Consider the following 16671-nt stretch of genomic DNA (forward strand, 5'->3'; position numbering starts at 1 on the left):
AAGCTTTATTTTGATTTATTTTAGAAATAATTCCTAAGCCTAAACCCCTTTATAACCTGTCAATATTCTTATGAACTTATTCGCTGTTGCGGGTGCAAAAGTAGTTCCTTTATAGCCTTAAACAATACTTTTTATTGACTATTTTTTTATGTTTTCTTAACGCATGACTTAACTCGCTGGAAATAGGAATCTTGAAGTGGAAAGTTTTTTTCCTCTCCCCAGCCCTCTCCCAAGGAGAGGGAGACTTTATGGACGTGGTTTGCCCTGTTTCGTTGTAAATACAGCATTTTTTATTGACTCCGTAGTAGTGTCAAATAGCATAACTAGCCTTGATTCCCGAATAATTTAGTGCTCTTGCTTTATATACTATTATATATAAGCGTTGTTTTTTGGAGATTTTATTACTAATATTTAAATCTCACTTCTAAAAGCGACTCACCTAGCCCCAATAGCAGTGGAAATCCTATCAAGCCAGTCCCTTCTCGTCTTTTCGCGCGAGAAGGGATGGCGAAGTAGATTGTAGCGCCCCAAAGTGTCGGGGGCGGGAAATAGCCTCTAAAGAAAAGTGGTTACTCCTTATATATAGGTATAGTCTATTTTTTATGTAATGGGGAACTCCCAGACACTATATTAATCAAACAGACATTATTCTGTTAGTTTATAAAACGTGAGTTCAGGTTTACCTTCTACACCGGCCTCTTTCATTAATTTCATCTTTTCTGCTGAAGCAATACTTGCTTTTGCCTTCTTCATGTCTGAAACTGCAAATAATAATGCAACGAAATTGGGGTCATCAATACTTCTTGCCATTCCCCTATCTATTAAGCCCTCTTCCATTCTTTTAGTCATTCCTTCATTGTCATACACTTTTAACCATGTATCAAAATCTTTTACACGGTGAATAACCATCAGCCTGTCTCGCAAATTAATTCTGGCATCATCATTTCGTATTACATCATAATAAGAAAACATAGCTGGACCTTTAACTCCTGCCTTTTTCATTTTTTCTTTTAAATCGGGAAGCATACTAAACTCCTTTGCTTTATTGACATCACTGATTTTATCAATAACAATTATCATATTATCATTATCCATTTCTCGACCAATAACAAAATGAGAAATTCCGTGTACCCGTCTAATGGAATCGTGAGCATCATATTCAGACCTCCACTTATTATAATCAGCTACTTCATGTTTAATAACAATTACTTTAAATGGCTCAAAAGCAACACTTACGGAATCGTTTTCCGTCATCGCCGGATCTTCTTTCTCAGCTTTATCGTTTTTACAAGATAAAAACACAACAGCAATAAATACTATTAAAACTGGTCTCAAAAAATGTTTACTATTTTTCATACCCTAATCATTTTAAGTTAATTAACAATGTAAATTTAACTCAAAAACATTGATTATCAACAGTTTAAATGTTTTTTTTTTTTATACTATGACAATACTATTTTAAAGTATTTAGTCATAAAGTTCCTGTTCCTAAATCAAAAAAAAGCCGTTTTGTTGAATTCAACAAAACGGCTTTTTAAAAATATTAAATTATATACTACAAGATATAATCAGTTGTTATAAAGTTAGACTCATCACTATTTAATAAACTTTGCAAGATTTGATTGTTGTAGTCATTATCTTTGGACGCAACAAAAGTTCTTATTGAGAAAGAACGCAAAGCATCATGGATACTTAATGTTCCAACCGCTGAATCTTTACGTCCAGTAAAAGGATAAATATCCGGTCCTCTTTGACAGGAACTGTTTAAGTTGACGCGACAAACTAGATTTACAAGCGTATCAATAAGCGGGGCAATTGTCTTTATGTCTTTGCCGAATAAACTTACTTGCTGCCCATAATTAGACTCGGCCATATCGTTTAGAGGTTCTTGAATATCTTTGAATGAAAGAATAGGCACAACTGGTCCAAATTGCTCTTCATTATATACCCTCATTTCCTTATTTATTGGATATAAAACCGCAGGGAAAATATAATTAGGACTGTGTTCTCCTCCTTTTTCATTAATAACTTTAGCTCCTTTACTTACTGCGTCATCAATTAATTCTTGAATGTAAGCTGGTTTTTCCTTCTCTGGTAATGGAGTAAGTGAAACTCCTTTTTCCCATGGGTTTCCAAAAACTAACTCATCTACTTTTGCTGCATATCTTTTATTAAATTCTTCAACTAAATCTTCGTGAACATATAAAATCTTCAATGCGGTACAGCGTTGACCATTAAAAGATAGTGTTCCTGAAATACATTCTTGGATTGCTAGATCTAAATCAGCATCAGCTAATATAATCGCAGGATTTTTAGCCTCAAGTCCTAGAATTAAACGCAGTCTGTTTTTGTTAGGGTGCTGATCTTGTAATGCGATCGCAGATTTACTATTTCCTATTAATGCAAGAACCGCCACTTTTCCAGATTTCATTATTGGCGAAGCCACTTCTCTACCTCTACCATAGACTATATTTATTACTCCAGCTGGGAAGCTATTTCTAAATGCTTCTAATAAAGGTGAAATTAAAAGAACTCCATGTTTAGCAGGTTTAAAAACTACGGTATTCCCCATAATTAGAGCAGGAATAAGCAAAGCAAAAGTTTCGTTCAATGGGTAATTGTATGGCCCTAGGCACAAAACCACTCCTAAAGGTCCTCTACGGACCATCGCATTTACTCCTTGGCTTTTTATAAATTTAGCGCTATCACGATCTAGCTTCTTGTAATCTTCAATGGTATCATAGATATACTCAACGGTTCTGTCAAATTCTTTTTGTGAATCACCGAGTGATTTCCCAATTTCCCACATTAGGTATTTAACAACCTCCTCTCTTGTAGTTTCCATTTGTCTAACAAAACTACTCATGCACTTGATACGATCTTTGACTCTCATTGTAGGCCAAAGCCCTTGACCGTTATTGTAAGCTAAATCAGCAGCTTCCACTGCTTCCAAGCCTTCTTTCTCACCCATAAATGGGATAGATCCTAATATTGTTGGCGCGTATTCTTCAGTAGATGAAATAGTTGAAAAAACGGCTGATGTTTGCCCTTCCCATTTTTTCAATTCACCGTTTACTAAATAAGTATCTTGGTTTAATAAATCTTTTATTTGAAATTCTTCTGGTATTCTAGTCATTGTGGTTGCTTTTGACATTCTGTTTTTTTTTAGGTATAGAAAATATTTATATTATCTTTTAATTATCAAGGAGATACGATCTCTCCATTCCATGCTAAAATCCCGCCTGTTAAATTAAAGGCGTTTTCAATACCTAATTCATTCATTACTTCGCATGCTTTGGCACTTCTAACTCCAGAACGACAATAAACATAGTAGTTTTTATTCTTGTCTAAGGCTTCAATTTCTGAAATAAAAAATTGTCCTTGATGGATATCGATATTTACCGCGTTCGGAATGATTCCGTCATTAAATTCGTCCTCCGTTCTCACATCCAGGATCACTGCATTGGTATCTGCTTCAAGATTAGAAGCCCAATCTTCTTGTGTTAAATTCATAATCGTGTTTTTTGTAAAATTACAATACTTTTCGATAACAATAAAACCGTGACTTTAGAATTAAATAATATATCGTAAAAAACGTTTTCGCGACCATTTAATAATCAGTTAATTATCTTTTTTACTACTAATTGCGAAATATAGTCCAGTAAATCGATAGACAAATTGAAGATACTGTAAAGTCCATCGCAAAAATAATAGCACGACCAAGTACGCATTCCGTTTCCTAAACTTATTCAATTTTTAATGTACTTTTACACTAACGCGCACTAAATTAAAATCAAATAAGAACTCAAAATGCAAGATTCTCTAAAAAAAACTTTCCCTACTTTTTCCAATGAATTGATCCAAGAAATTCAAGAGCATGCATCAATTCAATCTTTTAAAGCGGGTGATGTCATGATGCGAACTGGTCAATATATCAATAATACAATGTTAGTTACTAAAGGTCAGCTTAAGGTTTTTAGAGAAGGAGAAAATGGCGGTGAATTTCTAATGTATTTTTTGCAACCTGGACAAGCTTGTGCCGTTTCTATGATTTGTGCTACTAAAAGTCAAACTAGTCAAATCACAGCTGTTGCAGTTGATGATGTAGAGTTAATAATCGTTCCGCTTTCTTTAATGGAGAAATGGATGATGGAACACCGCAGTTGGAATGAATTTGTAATCTATACTTATCGTATTCGATTTGAGGAATTGCTAGAAGTAGTAGACAACATCGCCTTCAGGGCAATGGACGAACGCTTAGAGTTTTACTTAAAACGTCATTCAGATGCATGCGGATGTAAAGATGTAAAATTATCCCATCAAGAGATTGCAAGAGATTTAAATACCTCAAGAGAAGTCATTTCTCGATTACTCAAAAAAATGGAACAACGGGGTTTAGTGCAATTGCATCGCAATCACATTGAGCTTTTGAACTAAAAAAAAGGTCTATGTGACAATTGTTACTGTATGAGAAATAAATACGACCAACCTTTGTAAGAAAAATTTATAGATGGAATATTTTGGTTATTTAGCTTCAATTATAATAGGTCTTACTTTAGGTCTTATAGGTGGCGGAGGATCTATTCTTGCTGTTCCAATTTTAGTTTATCTTTTTAAAGTAAACCCAGAACAAGCGACAAGTTACTCTTTATTTATCGTTGGAATTACTTCCATGGTAGGATCTTACAGTCAATATGTGTTAGGAAATCTAAAAATAAAGTCGGCCATATATTTTGGCGTGCCTTCGATTATTTCTTTACTATTTATTCGAAAAATTTTATTACCTATAATTCCTGATTCCATTTTTTACATTAGGACATTTGAAATAACAAAGAATCTTCTCATCATGCTTGTTTTTGCTGTTCTAATGATCGCAACATCAGTTTCGATGGTAAGAAAATCAAAGCCACAACAAGAAGATATTCATGTAAATTTTGTGAAATTATCTTTTATAGGTCTAGTTGTGGGATTAGTAACTGGTTTTCTAGGTGCTGGAGGAGGTTTTCTAATTATCCCTGCGCTTTTATTTTTTGCTAATTTACCAATGAAAAAAGCAGTAGGAACTTCACTCTTCATCATTTTTGTAAATTCCATTATTGGATTTAGCGGCGATATTATTGGCGGAGTTAAACTTAATTACGAATTACTTTTAACCCTTTCATTCCTGGCGATAATTGGTTTATTTATTGGAACGCAATTATCAAGAAAAATTGACGGCGCAAAATTGAAACCTGCTTTTGGCTGGTTCGTATTAGTAATGGGATTGTATATTATCACTAAAGAAATCTTCTTTAAATAAATGTTAAGTAACAATAGTCACTGATAAATCGCTTTACAAGATTTATCTTTGTTTAGAATAAAAATAAAAAAACAGAATCATGCAAATAGAACAAATATATACAGGATGTTTAGCACAAGGTGCTTATTACATAACTTCAAATGGCGAAGCGGCAATTATAGATCCCCTTCGTGAAGTACAGCCTTACCTTGACCGATTAGAACGCGATAATGTAAGACTAAAATACATTTTTGAGACCCATTTCCATGCTGATTTTGTTTCGGGACATCTTGATTTAAGCAAAGCTACGGGAGCACCAATTGTGTACGGTAAAAATGCAAATCCTGAATTTGAAGCAATAATTGCAACTGATAGTCAAGAATTTGTTCTTGGAGATATCAAAATAAAAGCTTTGCATACTCCTGGACATACTATGGAAAGCACAACTTATTTATTGATTGATAAAGACGGTAAAGAGCATGCTATTTTCTCTGGGGACACCTTGTTTATTGGCGATGTCGGAAGACCTGATCTAGCACAAAAAGCAGCTGCTATGACTCAGGAACAATTAGCAGGAATATTATTTCATTCTTTAAGAGATAAAATAATGACGTTGCCAGATGATGTAATTGTATATCCAGCTCATGGTGCGGGAAGTGCTTGTGGAAAAAATATGAGTAAAGAAACAGTTTCGACTATTGGTAATCAAAAAGAAACTAACTATGCTTTGAGAGCAAATATGACCGAGGAGGAATTCATCAAAGAAGTAACGGAAGGCCTATTGCCTCCGCCAGCTTATTTTGGAATGAATGTCGCTATGAATAAAAAAGGATACGAAAGCTTTGAGACTGTTTTAAACAACGGTATGAGAGCAGTAAATCCAACTGATTTTGAAGCGGTAGTCGAAGATACTGGAGCTTTAATCTTGGACACCCGAAAAAATGGAGATTTTGCTAAAGGATTTATTCCACAATCTATAAACATCGGAATTGAAGGTGATTTTGCTCCTTGGGTAGGTGCATTAATTGCTGATGTAAAACAACCAATTATTCTCGTTACAGAAATTGGCCAGGAAGAAGAGTCAGTCACTCGTTTAAGTCGTGTAGGATTTGATAACTTAGTAGGACATCTTGAAGGCGGATTTCAAGGTTGGGAAAAAGCAGGTAAAGAAACGGATACAATTAATAGGATCACGGCCGAAGAGTTTGCAAAGACAGTGAAAATTGGAGAAAGTAAAGTGATCGATATCCGTAAAGACACGGAGTATGCTGCAGAACATGTGGAAGATGCTTATAGTAAACCTTTAGCAAGTATCAATAATTGGATCAAAGACATAAACCCTAAAGAGCCCTTTTTTCTTCATTGTGCCGGTGGATATCGCAGTATGATCGCTGCATCGATATTGCAAGCGCGAGGATTCAGAAACTTCTCAGAAGTTGAGGGAGGATTTAATGCTATCGCAAAAACTACGACACCAAAAACTGATTTTGTGTGTCAAAGTAAAGTTTTATAAAATACAGTTAAATGACAATAGGCTGTTAAAGGACTTGGTTATTAGCTATATATGCCGTACTTTCATAGGAACATATTAAGAATTTTAATTTTTATTAAAAATCAAAATTATGAAAAAGAACTTAGGTACAACTGACAAATTGATAAGAGCAACTATAGCAGCTATTATTGCCATAATGTATTTCGTAAACATCATAAGTGGCACAACGGCTATAGTTTTAGGTAGTATTGCCCTCATCTTGTTTATTACAAGTTTGATAGGCTACTGTCCCGCGTATAGTATATTTGGACATAGTAGTCGAAGAAACAAAACCAACATTTAATCTATGAAAGACACAGTCAATAAGGACTTGATCTTAAGAGAACAGCTCGCCTTGCAGCGAACCACATTAGCAAATCAAACCACAATTTTAGCTTTTGTACGCACAGCAATGTATTTTTTTGTAGCAGGTTTAAGCACTAGAAATCTATTGCAGATTGAAAACGGTCTTTTCATTGAAATTACGTTTTACACAATTGCATTTGTCATTCTAATTTTAGGCCTTTTTAATTATTTTAAACATAGAAAAATGATTACTAAAAATGAAAAACATATTGGAGATTATAAATTAGATTATTATGAATAACGAATCATGTTGTGTGGTATCCTGCGAAAAGCCATTAGACCAAGAATATTGGGATGCACAGTACAAAGCAAACGCCACTGGCTGGGATTTAGGCTTGGTCTCTCCCCCAATCAAAACTTATATAGATACTTTAAAAGATAAAGATATCGCTATTTTAATTCCAGGATGTGGCAACAGCTATGAAGCTGCATATCTACTGGATCAAGGATTTACAAATGTTACAGTAATAGATATTGCGCCTACATTAGTAAAAATTATTGCAGAAAAATTTATCACTAATACTCATATACAAGTATTATTAGGTGATTTTTTCAGTCATAAAGGGGAATACGATTTGATTATCGAACAAACATTTTTCTGTGCTTTGCCCCCGGTAATGCGTCAAAAGTACGTTTGGAAAATGCACGAGCTTTTAGCAAAATACGGAAAAATTTCTGGTTTGCTTTTTAATCGAATATTTGAGGTAAGCCCTCCTTTTGGTGGAAGCCAAGACGAATACGAACTTCTTTTTAAAGACGCATTTGACTTTATTACTTTAGAAAAAAGTGCTAATTCTATTGCACCCAGAAGTAATTCGGAATTGTTTTTCGAATTTAAAAAAAATAGTACTGCTGTGGTCAACCTTTATGAATTTGAAGGAATCACTTGCAGTGGGTGCATGGACACCGTTACTAAAAAGTTTGCGGCAATTAAGGAGGTACTCAATGTAAGTATGAGCAGCAATTTTGCCGAAATACTTATTGTGAGTACTATAGAAATTCCATTAGAAGAACTACAAAAAACAGTTTCTTATGATGAGAAGTACAAAATTAAGAAGATAACGTAATGAAACAATTACTAATAACAAACTGGCATAGCATGCGCTGGATTCGGCTTGTAATTGGACTGTTTTTAATACAACAAGCGGTACAATATCAAGAATGGTTATTTGGTTTCATGGCAGCATTTTTTCTATTCCAATCGATTTTTAATACTGGATGCAGCCTTAATGGATGCGCAGTACCACCTTTAAAGAAAAATAAAAATGAATAATAGTTTTGACAATCTTATAAATTCAGAAAAACCGATATTGATTGATTTTCATGCTACCTGGTGCGGACCATGTAAAGTTCTTGGTCCCATTTTAAAAGAAGTGAAAGATAATTTAGGTGATCGAATTTCGATTATAAAAATAGATATTGATAAAAATCAACCACTTGCTTCTAAATACCAAGTGCGTGGTGTACCTACGATGATTCTTTTCCAGAATGGAAAACAATTATGGCGTCAATCAGGAGTTATGGAAAAGAAAGCCATAATCGACGTCATACTAGAAAAAAGTAATAAATGATAAAAAACGTAATAGTGCTTTTGCGCAATTTAGGAATAGAGGTTGGAGTTATTGCAAGATATAAGCGCTAGTAAACAGTTTGTGTAAGTGGCGCTTTTAAAATCAAATAGGACCGTCCGTAACTTGTACCAAAGCTATAAAATTAGCCACAGATTAAATTGATTTTCACAGATTCCTTTAATAAATTGTATAAACACTGTGTGAATCCGTGAAATTCCTGGCGAGAAAAAAAGACTTAGTACAAGATGCGGACAGTCATGAATTCAAATTAAAAACGTTCATCTCTTATTTGTATCGAATGCAGATAGCCGGTTTGCTATTTAATATGTTTGTAAAAAAAGAAATAAAGTAACTCTAGTTGCTTTTTTTTCTACCTTTGTTAACCAAACGGTTAAACCGAAAAGTTAAACTCAATGAATACGGAAGAAAAAATATTTTATGCCGCTAGAACCGTGTTCCAAAAAAAGGGATTCGCGGGAGCACGCATGCAAGAAATTGCAGACGAAGCCGGTATAAACAAAGCCATGTTGCATTATTGTTTTAAAAACAAACAATTACTATTTGAAGCTGTGTTTATGAACGCCTTCAGCCAATTAGCTCCACAGATCAACGAAATTTTTAATTCGGAAGCTTCTATTTTTGAAAAAATAAAAAACTTCACACACAATTATATTTCATTCGTAATCGACAATCCCTATCTGCCACCATTTGTAATTCAGGAAATGAACAACAACCCTGAATTTGTCATGCAGTTTTTAAAGAATGAAAGCAGACCCAATCCCAGCCTCCTATTAGCACAAATCGACAAAGAAATCGAAGCTGGAATAATAAAACCAATAAATCCCAAACAACTTTTAATGGACATTTTCTCGCTGACCGTGTTTCCTTTTGCCGCACAAATGTTAGTGAAGGGGTTAATACAAATTTCTGAATCAGAATTTAACACGATGATGCAAGAACGAAAAACCAGTATCGCTACACAAATTATTAATTCGATAAAAACATGAGACAATTAAACATCCTATTGCTACTGCTCTCGCCTTTATTGTCTATCGGTCAGCAAACGCTGTCTTTGGAAGAATGCTATGTTTTATCGAATAAAAATTACCCTATTGCCAAACAAACTGTTTTACTGCAACAAAAATCAGCATTGGAAATTGAAGCTTTGAACCGCTCAAAACTTCCAAAAATTGACCTTAATGCACAAGCAACCTATCAGTCAGATGTAACACAACTACCAATAAGTCTACCAAATTTCACCGTCAATCCGCCCAACAAAGATCAATACCGCGCTACACTCGATATCAACCAATTAATTTATAACGGCGGATTAATTGATGCCAATGCGAAAATAAAACAAGCACAAACTAAAACGCTACAACAGCAAACTGAAGTCAACTTATACCAACTCAAATCCAGAATTAACCAGCTGTATTTCTCGACCTTTCTCTTGCAAGAACGTAATGCTATTTTGGTTTCGAAACAAGAGCAATTGAATTCTAAAATAAAAGAAATAAAATCGGCAATAAAATTTGGTGCTATCCTTCCTGCATCCGAAAAAGTTCTTGAGGCAGAAAACCTAAAAATAAAACAACAACTCATAGAAATTAAATTCGACCGGAAAAGAACATTAGAAAGCCTTTCGCTTCTAACGGCCTCTCCCATAAATGAGAATGTCACTTTGCTTAAACCTGTAATTGATGGGGAAATAAACACCGTAAATAAACGCCCAGAATTACAATTATTTGATTTACAAAAGGAACAAATTGAACTATCTAGAAACACGGTTTCAAAAAACAATTTACCAAGAGTAAATGCTTTTGGTCAGGCAGGTTACGGGAATCCCGGTCTTAATATGTTAGATAATTCATTTCAAACTTTTTACATGCTTGGCTTGAAAGCAAATTGGAATGTATTTGATTGGAATAAATCCAAAAAAGAAAAAGACGCTTTAGTCATTTCTGAGGCCATCGTGACTACCGACAAAGACGTCTTTTTACTAAATAATAATCTTCAGTTGCAGGAAATGCAAAATGAAGTCTATAAATTGCAAGAAGTCCTCAGCACAGATCTAGCGATTATTTCCTTAAGGGAATATGTCGTAAAATCAGCCGATGCACAGTTGCGCAATGGAGTAATCACTTCTTCTGACTATTTGGTCGAATTGACAAATTTGTACGAAGCCAAAACGAATCAGAAATTACATGAAATTCAATTGCTTTTGGCGAAAGCCAATTACCACGTTATAAATGGAAATTAGAGAAATAGTTCGACTTACAAAGCGGACAACAATAAACAAACAAGTATGAAAAATATAATTATTGCTCTAATGATAGTAAGTCTTAGCTCTTGCGGCAAAAATAGCGACCTTGCAGATGGATATGGTAACTTTGAAGCTACTGAAATTACTATTTCGGCAGAAGCCAATGGTAAAATAGAATTTTTAAATTTAGAGGAAGGAGCCGTTCTTGAGGCTAATGCTTCGATTGGATTAATAGACACCACTCAATTGTACTTAAATAAACAACAGTTACTCGCTTCTAAAACTACCATTTTTTCGAAATCAAAAAATGTCGTTTCCCAAGCTAATGTCTTGCAAGCCCAACTCAAAGCAACGATTATTGAGCAAAAACGAACACAGAATATGTATGCTGAAAATGCGGCTACGAAACGCCAAGTTGACGAAATCGAAGGCAAAGTGAATGTATTGAAAGAACAAATCAATAGCGTGGGAACTCAAGATGAGCCTATTTTAAATGAAGCCAAATCTATTGATGTTCAAATAGAAAAAATCAACGATCAAATCGATAAAAGTAAAATTATCAATCCCGTAAAAGGAACGGTTTTATCGAAATATGCAGAACCAAATGAAATTACATCTTTCGGAAAACCATTATACAAAATTGCCGATTTATCTGAAATGACTTTACGCGTATATTTTAGCGAAACACAATTGCCTAATATAAAAATTGGACAAGAAGTTACCGTTTCAATTGATAATGACAATGGTACAAAATCTTATAAAGGAAAAATTTCCTGGATAGCATCGGCGGCAGAATTTACGCCTAAAATTATCCAAACAAAAGAGGAAAGAGTCAATTTAGTTTATGCTGTAAAAGTAACCGTTAAAAACGATGGCAGTTTAAAAATAGGAATGCCAGCCGAAGTAAAACTATAACCACAACAACAATTTAAAACCTTTAATACTCATCTAAAATGAATTTAAAAGACTTACATCCCGACAATAAAACCGTTCAAACTAGCATATTATTCGACCCAACAGAAAAAGTGATTTCTTTGCAAATTGCAAAAGGCAAACAGCTAAAAGAACATCTCACAAAAACACCAGCCTTATTAGTTTGTGTTTCAGGAAAATCAATTTTTAACGACGAAAACGAGCAGAAAATCAATTTACAATCAGGTGATTATGTAAAAATAGAACCTAATATGAAACATTGGGTAGATGCTATTGAAGATACTAACTTTCTATTAATTAAGTAATCAGCTGGTAAAAAAAATTGAAATTGATAATGCAATTTAAATTTAAAATATGAGTATTTCAGTCCAGAACATATCCAAATCCTACAAAAACATCAAAGCTATTGATGCGGCGTCCTTTGAAGTAAATTCGGGAGAATTATTTGGATTAATAGGACCCGATGGCGCTGGGAAGACAACTATTTTTAGAATTTTGACGACACTCTTACTAGCAGATGAAGGTAAAGCGACGGTAGCCGGTTTTGACGTAATTACGGATTATAAAGCGATCAGAAATTCCGTTGGTTATATGCCTGGAAAGTTTTCGTTATACCAAGATTTGACGGTGGAAGAAAACTTGAGTTTTTTTGCCACGATTTTCGGAACTACGATTGAAGAAAACTATGAATTAATTGAAGATATATACGTTCAAATCGAACCATTTAAAAAACGTAGAGCCGGAGCATTATCTGGTGGAATGAAACAAAAATTAGCATTGTGTTGTGCCTTAATCCACGCTCCAAAAGTTTTGTTTCTAGACGAGCCAACAACTGGAGTTGACCCAGTCTCTCGAAAAGAATTTTGGCAAATGCTAAAACGTATACAGCAAAAGGGAATCACGATTTTAGTATCGACACCCTATATGGATGAAGCTTCCTTATGTGATAGAATTGCTTTAATACAAAAAGGAAAAGTATTAAAAATCGATTCACCACAAGCAATTACCGCCAAGTATGAAAAAGTAATTTACGATGTTCAATCTACAAATACTCATGGTTTAATTCAGGATTTAAAAAATTACCCCAGTCAATATAGTGTTTATGCTTTTGGCGAATTCATTCACTATATTGATAAAGACCCAAATTTTAATCCAAATGAAATAAAAATCTATTTAGAAAATAAAAATCATTCTGACATCATTATAAAAAAAGCAGCACCAACGATCGAAGACGTTTTTATGGACCTTTAAATAATTATGAGATGAAGTATGAGCTAGAAACTGAATCATTCTGTAGAATCAAAAGCAATTAAATTCAGTGAAAATTAAAATTAGTGAAATAAATTAAAGCCCTACAATTCCAGCTAATTCGTGTAAAAAAAATGAAGCATCAAGAAAATCCATTACTATCAAGACTTAGCTCTCCTCCTTCGGAGGGGTTGGGGGAGGATAAAATCATACAAGTCACAAACCTCTCCAAAAAATTTGGCAGCTTCATAGCGGTCAAAGGCATTACGTTTGACGTTTACAAAGGCGAGATTTTCGGATTTTTAGGAGCAAATGGAGCTGGGAAAACTACGGCTATAAAAATGCTCATTGGAATTTCAAAACCAACTTGTGGAAGCGCCATCATAGCCGGTTTTGATGTCGCCACACAAGCCGATATAGTTAAGAAAAACATTGGTTACATGAGCCAGAAGTTCTCTTTGTATGATGATTTGACGATTAAAGAAAACATTACTTTTTTTGGCGGAATTTATGGTTTGTCGCGCAAGAAAATCAAAGAAAAAACAGCGCAACTTATCCTAGAATTAGAAATGCAACACGTAGCTGATCATTTAGTGAGTTCCTTGCCATTAGGTTGGAAGCAGAAATTATCGTTTTCAGTTGCCCTATTACACGAACCAAAAATAGTTTTTCTAGACGAACCAACAGGAGGCGTAGATCCAATTACAAGAAGACAATTTTGGGAAATGATTTACGCCCAAGCCCACAAAGGCACCACCCTATTTGTAACTACACATTACATGGATGAAGCCGAATATTGCGATCGAGTTTCCATTATGGTTGATGGAGTTATTGAAGCACTAGACACCCCAAAAAAACTCAAAAAACAGTTCAATGTAGATTCAATGAATGATGTGTTTTTAAAATTGGCGAGAAATATAGAATAGAAAATAGAATAAAGAGGAAAGAGAAAAGACAAAAAAATATTTCTTAAAACTCTCGAAACTGTGTTCCAAAAAATATTTGCGCACATTGCGGATAAATAAAACAAAAAATGAAAAGATTTATGGGTTTTGTAAAGAAAGAGTTTTATCACATTTTTCGTGACAGACGCTCTATGTTTATCCTTTTCGGAATGCCTATTGCTCAAATTATGTTATTCGGTTTTGCCATTACAAATGAAATCAATAATGTCAACATTGGTATTCTAGATAAATCAAAAGACAGTGAAACCCAAAAAATAATTAATAAAATCGATGTATCAAAGTATTTTCACATCGAACAGAAACTAACAAATGAATCCCAAATTGAATCCCTATTCAAGAAAGGAAAAGTAAAAGCTGTATTAGTTTTCGAAGATTATTTTATAAAAAATCTGCAAACCCAAAAACAAGCCAAAGTACAAGTTATTACGGATGCGACGGATCCAAATATTGCCAACACAGTGACAAATTTCATCAATGCTATTCTGCAAAATCACACCAAAGAAATCAACAACACTAGCCAAAATTCGTATCAGGTTCAGACACAAACTCAATTGTATTACAATCCAGAACTCAAAAGCGTATTTACTTTTGTTCCAGGAGTGATGACGGTTATTTTAATGCTGGTTTCAGCAATGATGACCTCGATTTCTATCACTCGAGAAAAGGAATTAGGTACTATGGAAGTGCTTTTAGTTTCTCCATTAAAACCGTTTCAAGTTATCATTGGCAAAGTTTTTCCGTACATCTTTTTGTCTGTAATAAACGCTACTATTATTGTTCTTTTAGGTTATTTTGTTTTCGAAATGCCCATCGAAGGAAGTCTATTTCTATTAGCCATAGAAAGTATTTTGTTTATAGTATGTGCATTAGCATTAGGAATATTAATTTCCACCTTGTCAGATACACAACAAACAGCGATGATGATTTCACTTTTCGGTCTCATGTTACCCGTAATTTTGCTGTCAGGATTTATTTTCCCTATTTCGAGTATGCCACTTCCATTGCAAGTCATCAGTACTATTATTCCCGCCAAATGGTTCATCATTATCATCAAAGCCATCATGCTCAAAGGCGCTATTTTTTCATTAATTTGGAAAGAAACTTTAATTTTAATTGGAATGACATTGTTCTTCATAGTGTTAAGTATCAAAAAATATAAAATACGATTAGAGTAATCAATGGCAATTGTAATTGTAATTGTAATTGTAATTTATGATAGAAAAACTATGGCAGTTGTGTTTTAATAAAAAAATTTATGTCTTCGTGACAAAAAACGAAAAATGAAAACAATCTTATTCATAATCCAAAAAGAGTTCAAGCAAATTTTTAGAAATAAAAGTATGCTACCTATTATATTTATTTTGCCTTTATTACAACTTGTTATTCTTTCTAACGCCGCTAGTTTTGAAGTTAAAAACATTAAATTTTCCTTTATCGATCATGATCATTCGACAGCTTCACGTGAATTGATCAGAAAATTTCAAGCATCTGACTATTTCAATATAATTTCGGAATTTTCATCTAAAAAACAAGCTAATCTACAAATGCAAAAAGGCGAAGTAGATGTTATTCTCGAAATCCCCATTTACTTTGAACGTGATTTAATAAAACAACAAAACACTAATCTTTCGGTTAGTATAAATGCAATAGATGGCGCTGCGGCTGGAATTACTAATGTTTACATAACCCAAATTATTTTGGGCTTCAATCAAGCCATACAAACGAAACTACAAACTTATAGTCCAGGAAACGTCGAGCAACTACAAAATATTGTCACAATTCCATCCTTCTGGTACAACAAAACTCTAAATTATAAAACGTTTATGGTTCCCGGCATTTTAGTTTTATTGGTTACCATGCTATCCTTATTCTTATCTTCAATGAATATTGTAAGAGAAAAAGAAGTGGGTACCTTAGAGCAAATTAATGTGACACCTATTAAAAAACACCAATTCATCATCGGGAAATTATTTCCATTTTGGGTTTTAGGATTGGTGATTTTATCCGTTGGCTTAATTATCTCAAAAGTTATTTTTAACGTGCCTATTTTAGGAAATATTTTCTTGATTTATGGTTTTACATCTATTTATCTCATTCTAATTTTAGGTATTGGACTTTTTATATCCAATCATACCGAAACCCAACAACAAGCCATGTTTATTGCTTGGTTTTTTACTGTGATATTTATCTTAATGAGCGGGCTTTTTACACCAATTGAAAGTATGCCCACTTGGGCGCAAAACCTAACTTATTTCAACCCAATTCGTTATTTTGTAGAAGTTATTAGAATGGTAATGCTAAAAGGTGCAGGCTTTAATGACATAAAAATCCAAATAGGTATAATTGCATTTTATGCTTTTGTAATCAATGGCTTTGCCGTTTGGAGTTATAAAAAAACGAATTAATAATACGAATCAAGAATTAAAATTAGATTTTAAACCCTTGTTCGTATTAGTAAAAAACTTAAGAAATAGAACTCATACTGATCGCTACTTATCAGCATAAATCTTTGCAAA

General features: G+C 33.8%; 19 protein-coding genes. 16 read left to right on the forward strand and 3 right to left on the reverse strand.

Going from position 1 to position 16671, the window contains the following annotated elements; translation table 11 throughout:
* Positions 1-645: 645 nt before the first annotated feature.
* The 3 genes from FQU23_RS12015 to FQU23_RS12025 all read right to left on the reverse strand — a co-directional run bounded on the left by FQU23_RS12015 (position 646) and on the right by FQU23_RS12025 (position 3513).
* The gene (locus tag FQU23_RS12015) at positions 646-1356 is read right to left on the reverse strand and encodes a hypothetical protein (protein WP_147674042.1); all 711 of its coding nucleotides are present in this window, start codon (positions 1354-1356) and stop codon (positions 646-648) included.
* 199 nt (positions 1357-1555) lie between these two features.
* Positions 1556-3136 carry an NADP-dependent glyceraldehyde-3-phosphate dehydrogenase gene (locus FQU23_RS12020; RefSeq protein WP_147674192.1) on the reverse strand — a complete coding sequence of 527 codons (1581 nt, stop codon included), beginning with the start codon at positions 3134-3136 and terminating at the stop codon, positions 1556-1558.
* A 65-nt stretch (positions 3137-3201) separates the two neighbouring features.
* Complete coding sequence (locus tag FQU23_RS12025) at positions 3202-3513, reverse strand: rhodanese-like domain-containing protein (protein WP_132112313.1); 312 nt, start codon at positions 3511-3513, stop codon at positions 3202-3204.
* Between the two features lie 297 nt (positions 3514-3810).
* Between FQU23_RS12025 and FQU23_RS12030 the strand changes: the two genes are divergently transcribed.
* From FQU23_RS12030 to FQU23_RS12105, 16 genes are all read left to right on the forward strand, one after another.
* Positions 3811-4437, forward strand: coding sequence for a Crp/Fnr family transcriptional regulator (locus tag FQU23_RS12030; protein WP_132112315.1), 627 nt, complete (start codon positions 3811-3813; stop codon positions 4435-4437).
* A gap of 73 nt (positions 4438-4510) precedes the next feature.
* The gene (locus FQU23_RS12035; RefSeq protein WP_147674043.1) at positions 4511-5299 is read left to right on the forward strand and encodes a sulfite exporter TauE/SafE family protein; all 789 of its coding nucleotides are present in this window, start codon (positions 4511-4513) and stop codon (positions 5297-5299) included.
* A gap of 79 nt (positions 5300-5378) precedes the next feature.
* Positions 5379-6791 (forward strand): MBL fold metallo-hydrolase, encoded by a 1413-nt coding sequence (locus tag FQU23_RS12040; protein WP_147674044.1) that lies wholly within the window; start codon positions 5379-5381, stop codon positions 6789-6791.
* Between the two features lie 109 nt (positions 6792-6900).
* Positions 6901-7113 carry a DUF2892 domain-containing protein gene (locus FQU23_RS12045; protein WP_132112320.1) on the forward strand — a complete coding sequence of 71 codons (213 nt, stop codon included), beginning with the start codon at positions 6901-6903 and terminating at the stop codon, positions 7111-7113.
* Between the two features lie 3 nt (positions 7114-7116).
* Positions 7117-7416, forward strand: a complete 300-nt coding sequence (locus FQU23_RS12050) for a DUF202 domain-containing protein (RefSeq protein ID WP_132112322.1) — start codon at positions 7117-7119, stop codon at positions 7414-7416.
* Complete coding sequence (locus tag FQU23_RS12055) at positions 7409-8242, forward strand: methyltransferase domain-containing protein (protein WP_147674045.1); 834 nt, start codon at positions 7409-7411, stop codon at positions 8240-8242. Before FQU23_RS12050 ends, FQU23_RS12055 begins: the two co-directional genes overlap by 8 nt.
* A complete protein-coding gene (locus FQU23_RS12060; protein ID WP_147674046.1) occupies positions 8242-8448 on the forward strand; it encodes a hypothetical protein in 207 nt (68 codons plus the stop codon). Before FQU23_RS12055 ends, FQU23_RS12060 begins: the two co-directional genes overlap by 1 nt.
* Positions 8441-8746, forward strand: a complete 306-nt coding sequence (gene trxA / locus FQU23_RS12065; protein ID WP_147674047.1) for a thioredoxin — start codon at positions 8441-8443, stop codon at positions 8744-8746. Before FQU23_RS12060 ends, trxA begins: the two co-directional genes overlap by 8 nt.
* A gap of 413 nt (positions 8747-9159) precedes the next feature.
* The gene (locus FQU23_RS12070; RefSeq protein WP_147674048.1) at positions 9160-9753 is read left to right on the forward strand and encodes a TetR/AcrR family transcriptional regulator; all 594 of its coding nucleotides are present in this window, start codon (positions 9160-9162) and stop codon (positions 9751-9753) included.
* Positions 9750-11006, forward strand: a complete 1257-nt coding sequence (locus FQU23_RS12075) for a TolC family protein (RefSeq protein ID WP_147674049.1) — start codon at positions 9750-9752, stop codon at positions 11004-11006. The genes FQU23_RS12070 and FQU23_RS12075 overlap by 4 nt, the downstream gene beginning before the upstream one ends.
* Positions 11007-11051: 45 nt before the next feature.
* Positions 11052-11924: an HlyD family secretion protein gene (locus FQU23_RS12080; RefSeq protein WP_147674050.1), complete on the forward strand. Its 873-nt coding sequence runs from the start codon at positions 11052-11054 to the stop codon at positions 11922-11924.
* 38 nt (positions 11925-11962) lie between these two features.
* Complete coding sequence (locus tag FQU23_RS12085) at positions 11963-12247, forward strand: hypothetical protein (protein WP_147674051.1); 285 nt, start codon at positions 11963-11965, stop codon at positions 12245-12247.
* Positions 12248-12296: 49 nt separating this feature from the next.
* On the forward strand, positions 12297-13193 hold the full coding sequence (locus FQU23_RS12090; RefSeq protein WP_147674052.1) for an ABC transporter ATP-binding protein: 897 nt from the start codon (positions 12297-12299) through the stop codon (positions 13191-13193).
* Positions 13194-13381: 188 nt separating this feature from the next.
* Positions 13382-14116 (forward strand): ABC transporter ATP-binding protein, encoded by a 735-nt coding sequence (locus FQU23_RS12095; protein WP_147674193.1) that lies wholly within the window; start codon positions 13382-13384, stop codon positions 14114-14116.
* A gap of 107 nt (positions 14117-14223) precedes the next feature.
* On the forward strand, positions 14224-15330 hold the full coding sequence (locus tag FQU23_RS12100) for an ABC transporter permease (RefSeq protein ID WP_147674053.1): 1107 nt from the start codon (positions 14224-14226) through the stop codon (positions 15328-15330).
* A 105-nt stretch (positions 15331-15435) separates the two neighbouring features.
* Positions 15436-16560, forward strand: a complete 1125-nt coding sequence (locus FQU23_RS12105) for an ABC transporter permease (protein WP_147674054.1) — start codon at positions 15436-15438, stop codon at positions 16558-16560.
* The last annotated feature ends 111 nt before the right edge of the window (positions 16561-16671 follow it).

This window comes from Flavobacterium sp. XN-5, from assembly GCF_008033395.2.
GTDB classification, from domain to species: Bacteria; Bacteroidota; Bacteroidia; order Flavobacteriales; family Flavobacteriaceae; genus Flavobacterium; species Flavobacterium hiemivividum.

Bases quoted from the DNA above. Each gene is read 5' to 3' on its own strand.
- FQU23_RS12025 (WP_132112313.1), bottom strand. From the start codon at position 3,513: ATGAATTTAACACAAGAAGATTGGGCTTCTAATCTTGAAGCAGATACC.
- trxA (WP_147674047.1), top strand. From the start codon at position 8,441: ATGAATAATAGTTTTGACAATCTTATAAATTCAGAAAAACCGATATTG.
- FQU23_RS12100 (WP_147674053.1), top strand. From the start codon at position 14,224: ATGAAAAGATTTATGGGTTTTGTAAAGAAAGAGTTTTATCACATTTTT.
- FQU23_RS12055 (WP_147674045.1), top strand. From the start codon at position 7,409: ATGAATAACGAATCATGTTGTGTGGTATCCTGCGAAAAGCCATTAGAC.
- FQU23_RS12045 (WP_132112320.1), top strand. From the start codon at position 6,901: ATGAAAAAGAACTTAGGTACAACTGACAAATTGATAAGAGCAACTATA.
- FQU23_RS12020 (WP_147674192.1), bottom strand. From the start codon at position 3,136: ATGACTAGAATACCAGAAGAATTTCAAATAAAAGATTTATTAAACCAA.
- FQU23_RS12040 (WP_147674044.1), top strand. From the start codon at position 5,379: ATGCAAATAGAACAAATATATACAGGATGTTTAGCACAAGGTGCTTAT.
- FQU23_RS12080 (WP_147674050.1), top strand. From the start codon at position 11,052: ATGAAAAATATAATTATTGCTCTAATGATAGTAAGTCTTAGCTCTTGC.
- FQU23_RS12075 (WP_147674049.1), top strand. From the start codon at position 9,750: ATGAGACAATTAAACATCCTATTGCTACTGCTCTCGCCTTTATTGTCT.
- FQU23_RS12030 (WP_132112315.1), top strand. From the start codon at position 3,811: ATGCAAGATTCTCTAAAAAAAACTTTCCCTACTTTTTCCAATGAATTG.
- FQU23_RS12050 (WP_132112322.1), top strand. From the start codon at position 7,117: ATGAAAGACACAGTCAATAAGGACTTGATCTTAAGAGAACAGCTCGCC.
- FQU23_RS12060 (WP_147674046.1), top strand. From the start codon at position 8,242: ATGAAACAATTACTAATAACAAACTGGCATAGCATGCGCTGGATTCGG.
- FQU23_RS12105 (WP_147674054.1), top strand. From the start codon at position 15,436: ATGAAAACAATCTTATTCATAATCCAAAAAGAGTTCAAGCAAATTTTT.
- FQU23_RS12090 (WP_147674052.1), top strand. From the start codon at position 12,297: ATGAGTATTTCAGTCCAGAACATATCCAAATCCTACAAAAACATCAAA.
- FQU23_RS12035 (WP_147674043.1), top strand. From the start codon at position 4,511: ATGGAATATTTTGGTTATTTAGCTTCAATTATAATAGGTCTTACTTTA.
- FQU23_RS12085 (WP_147674051.1), top strand. From the start codon at position 11,963: ATGAATTTAAAAGACTTACATCCCGACAATAAAACCGTTCAAACTAGC.
- FQU23_RS12070 (WP_147674048.1), top strand. From the start codon at position 9,160: ATGAATACGGAAGAAAAAATATTTTATGCCGCTAGAACCGTGTTCCAA.
- FQU23_RS12015 (WP_147674042.1), bottom strand. From the start codon at position 1,356: ATGAAAAATAGTAAACATTTTTTGAGACCAGTTTTAATAGTATTTATT.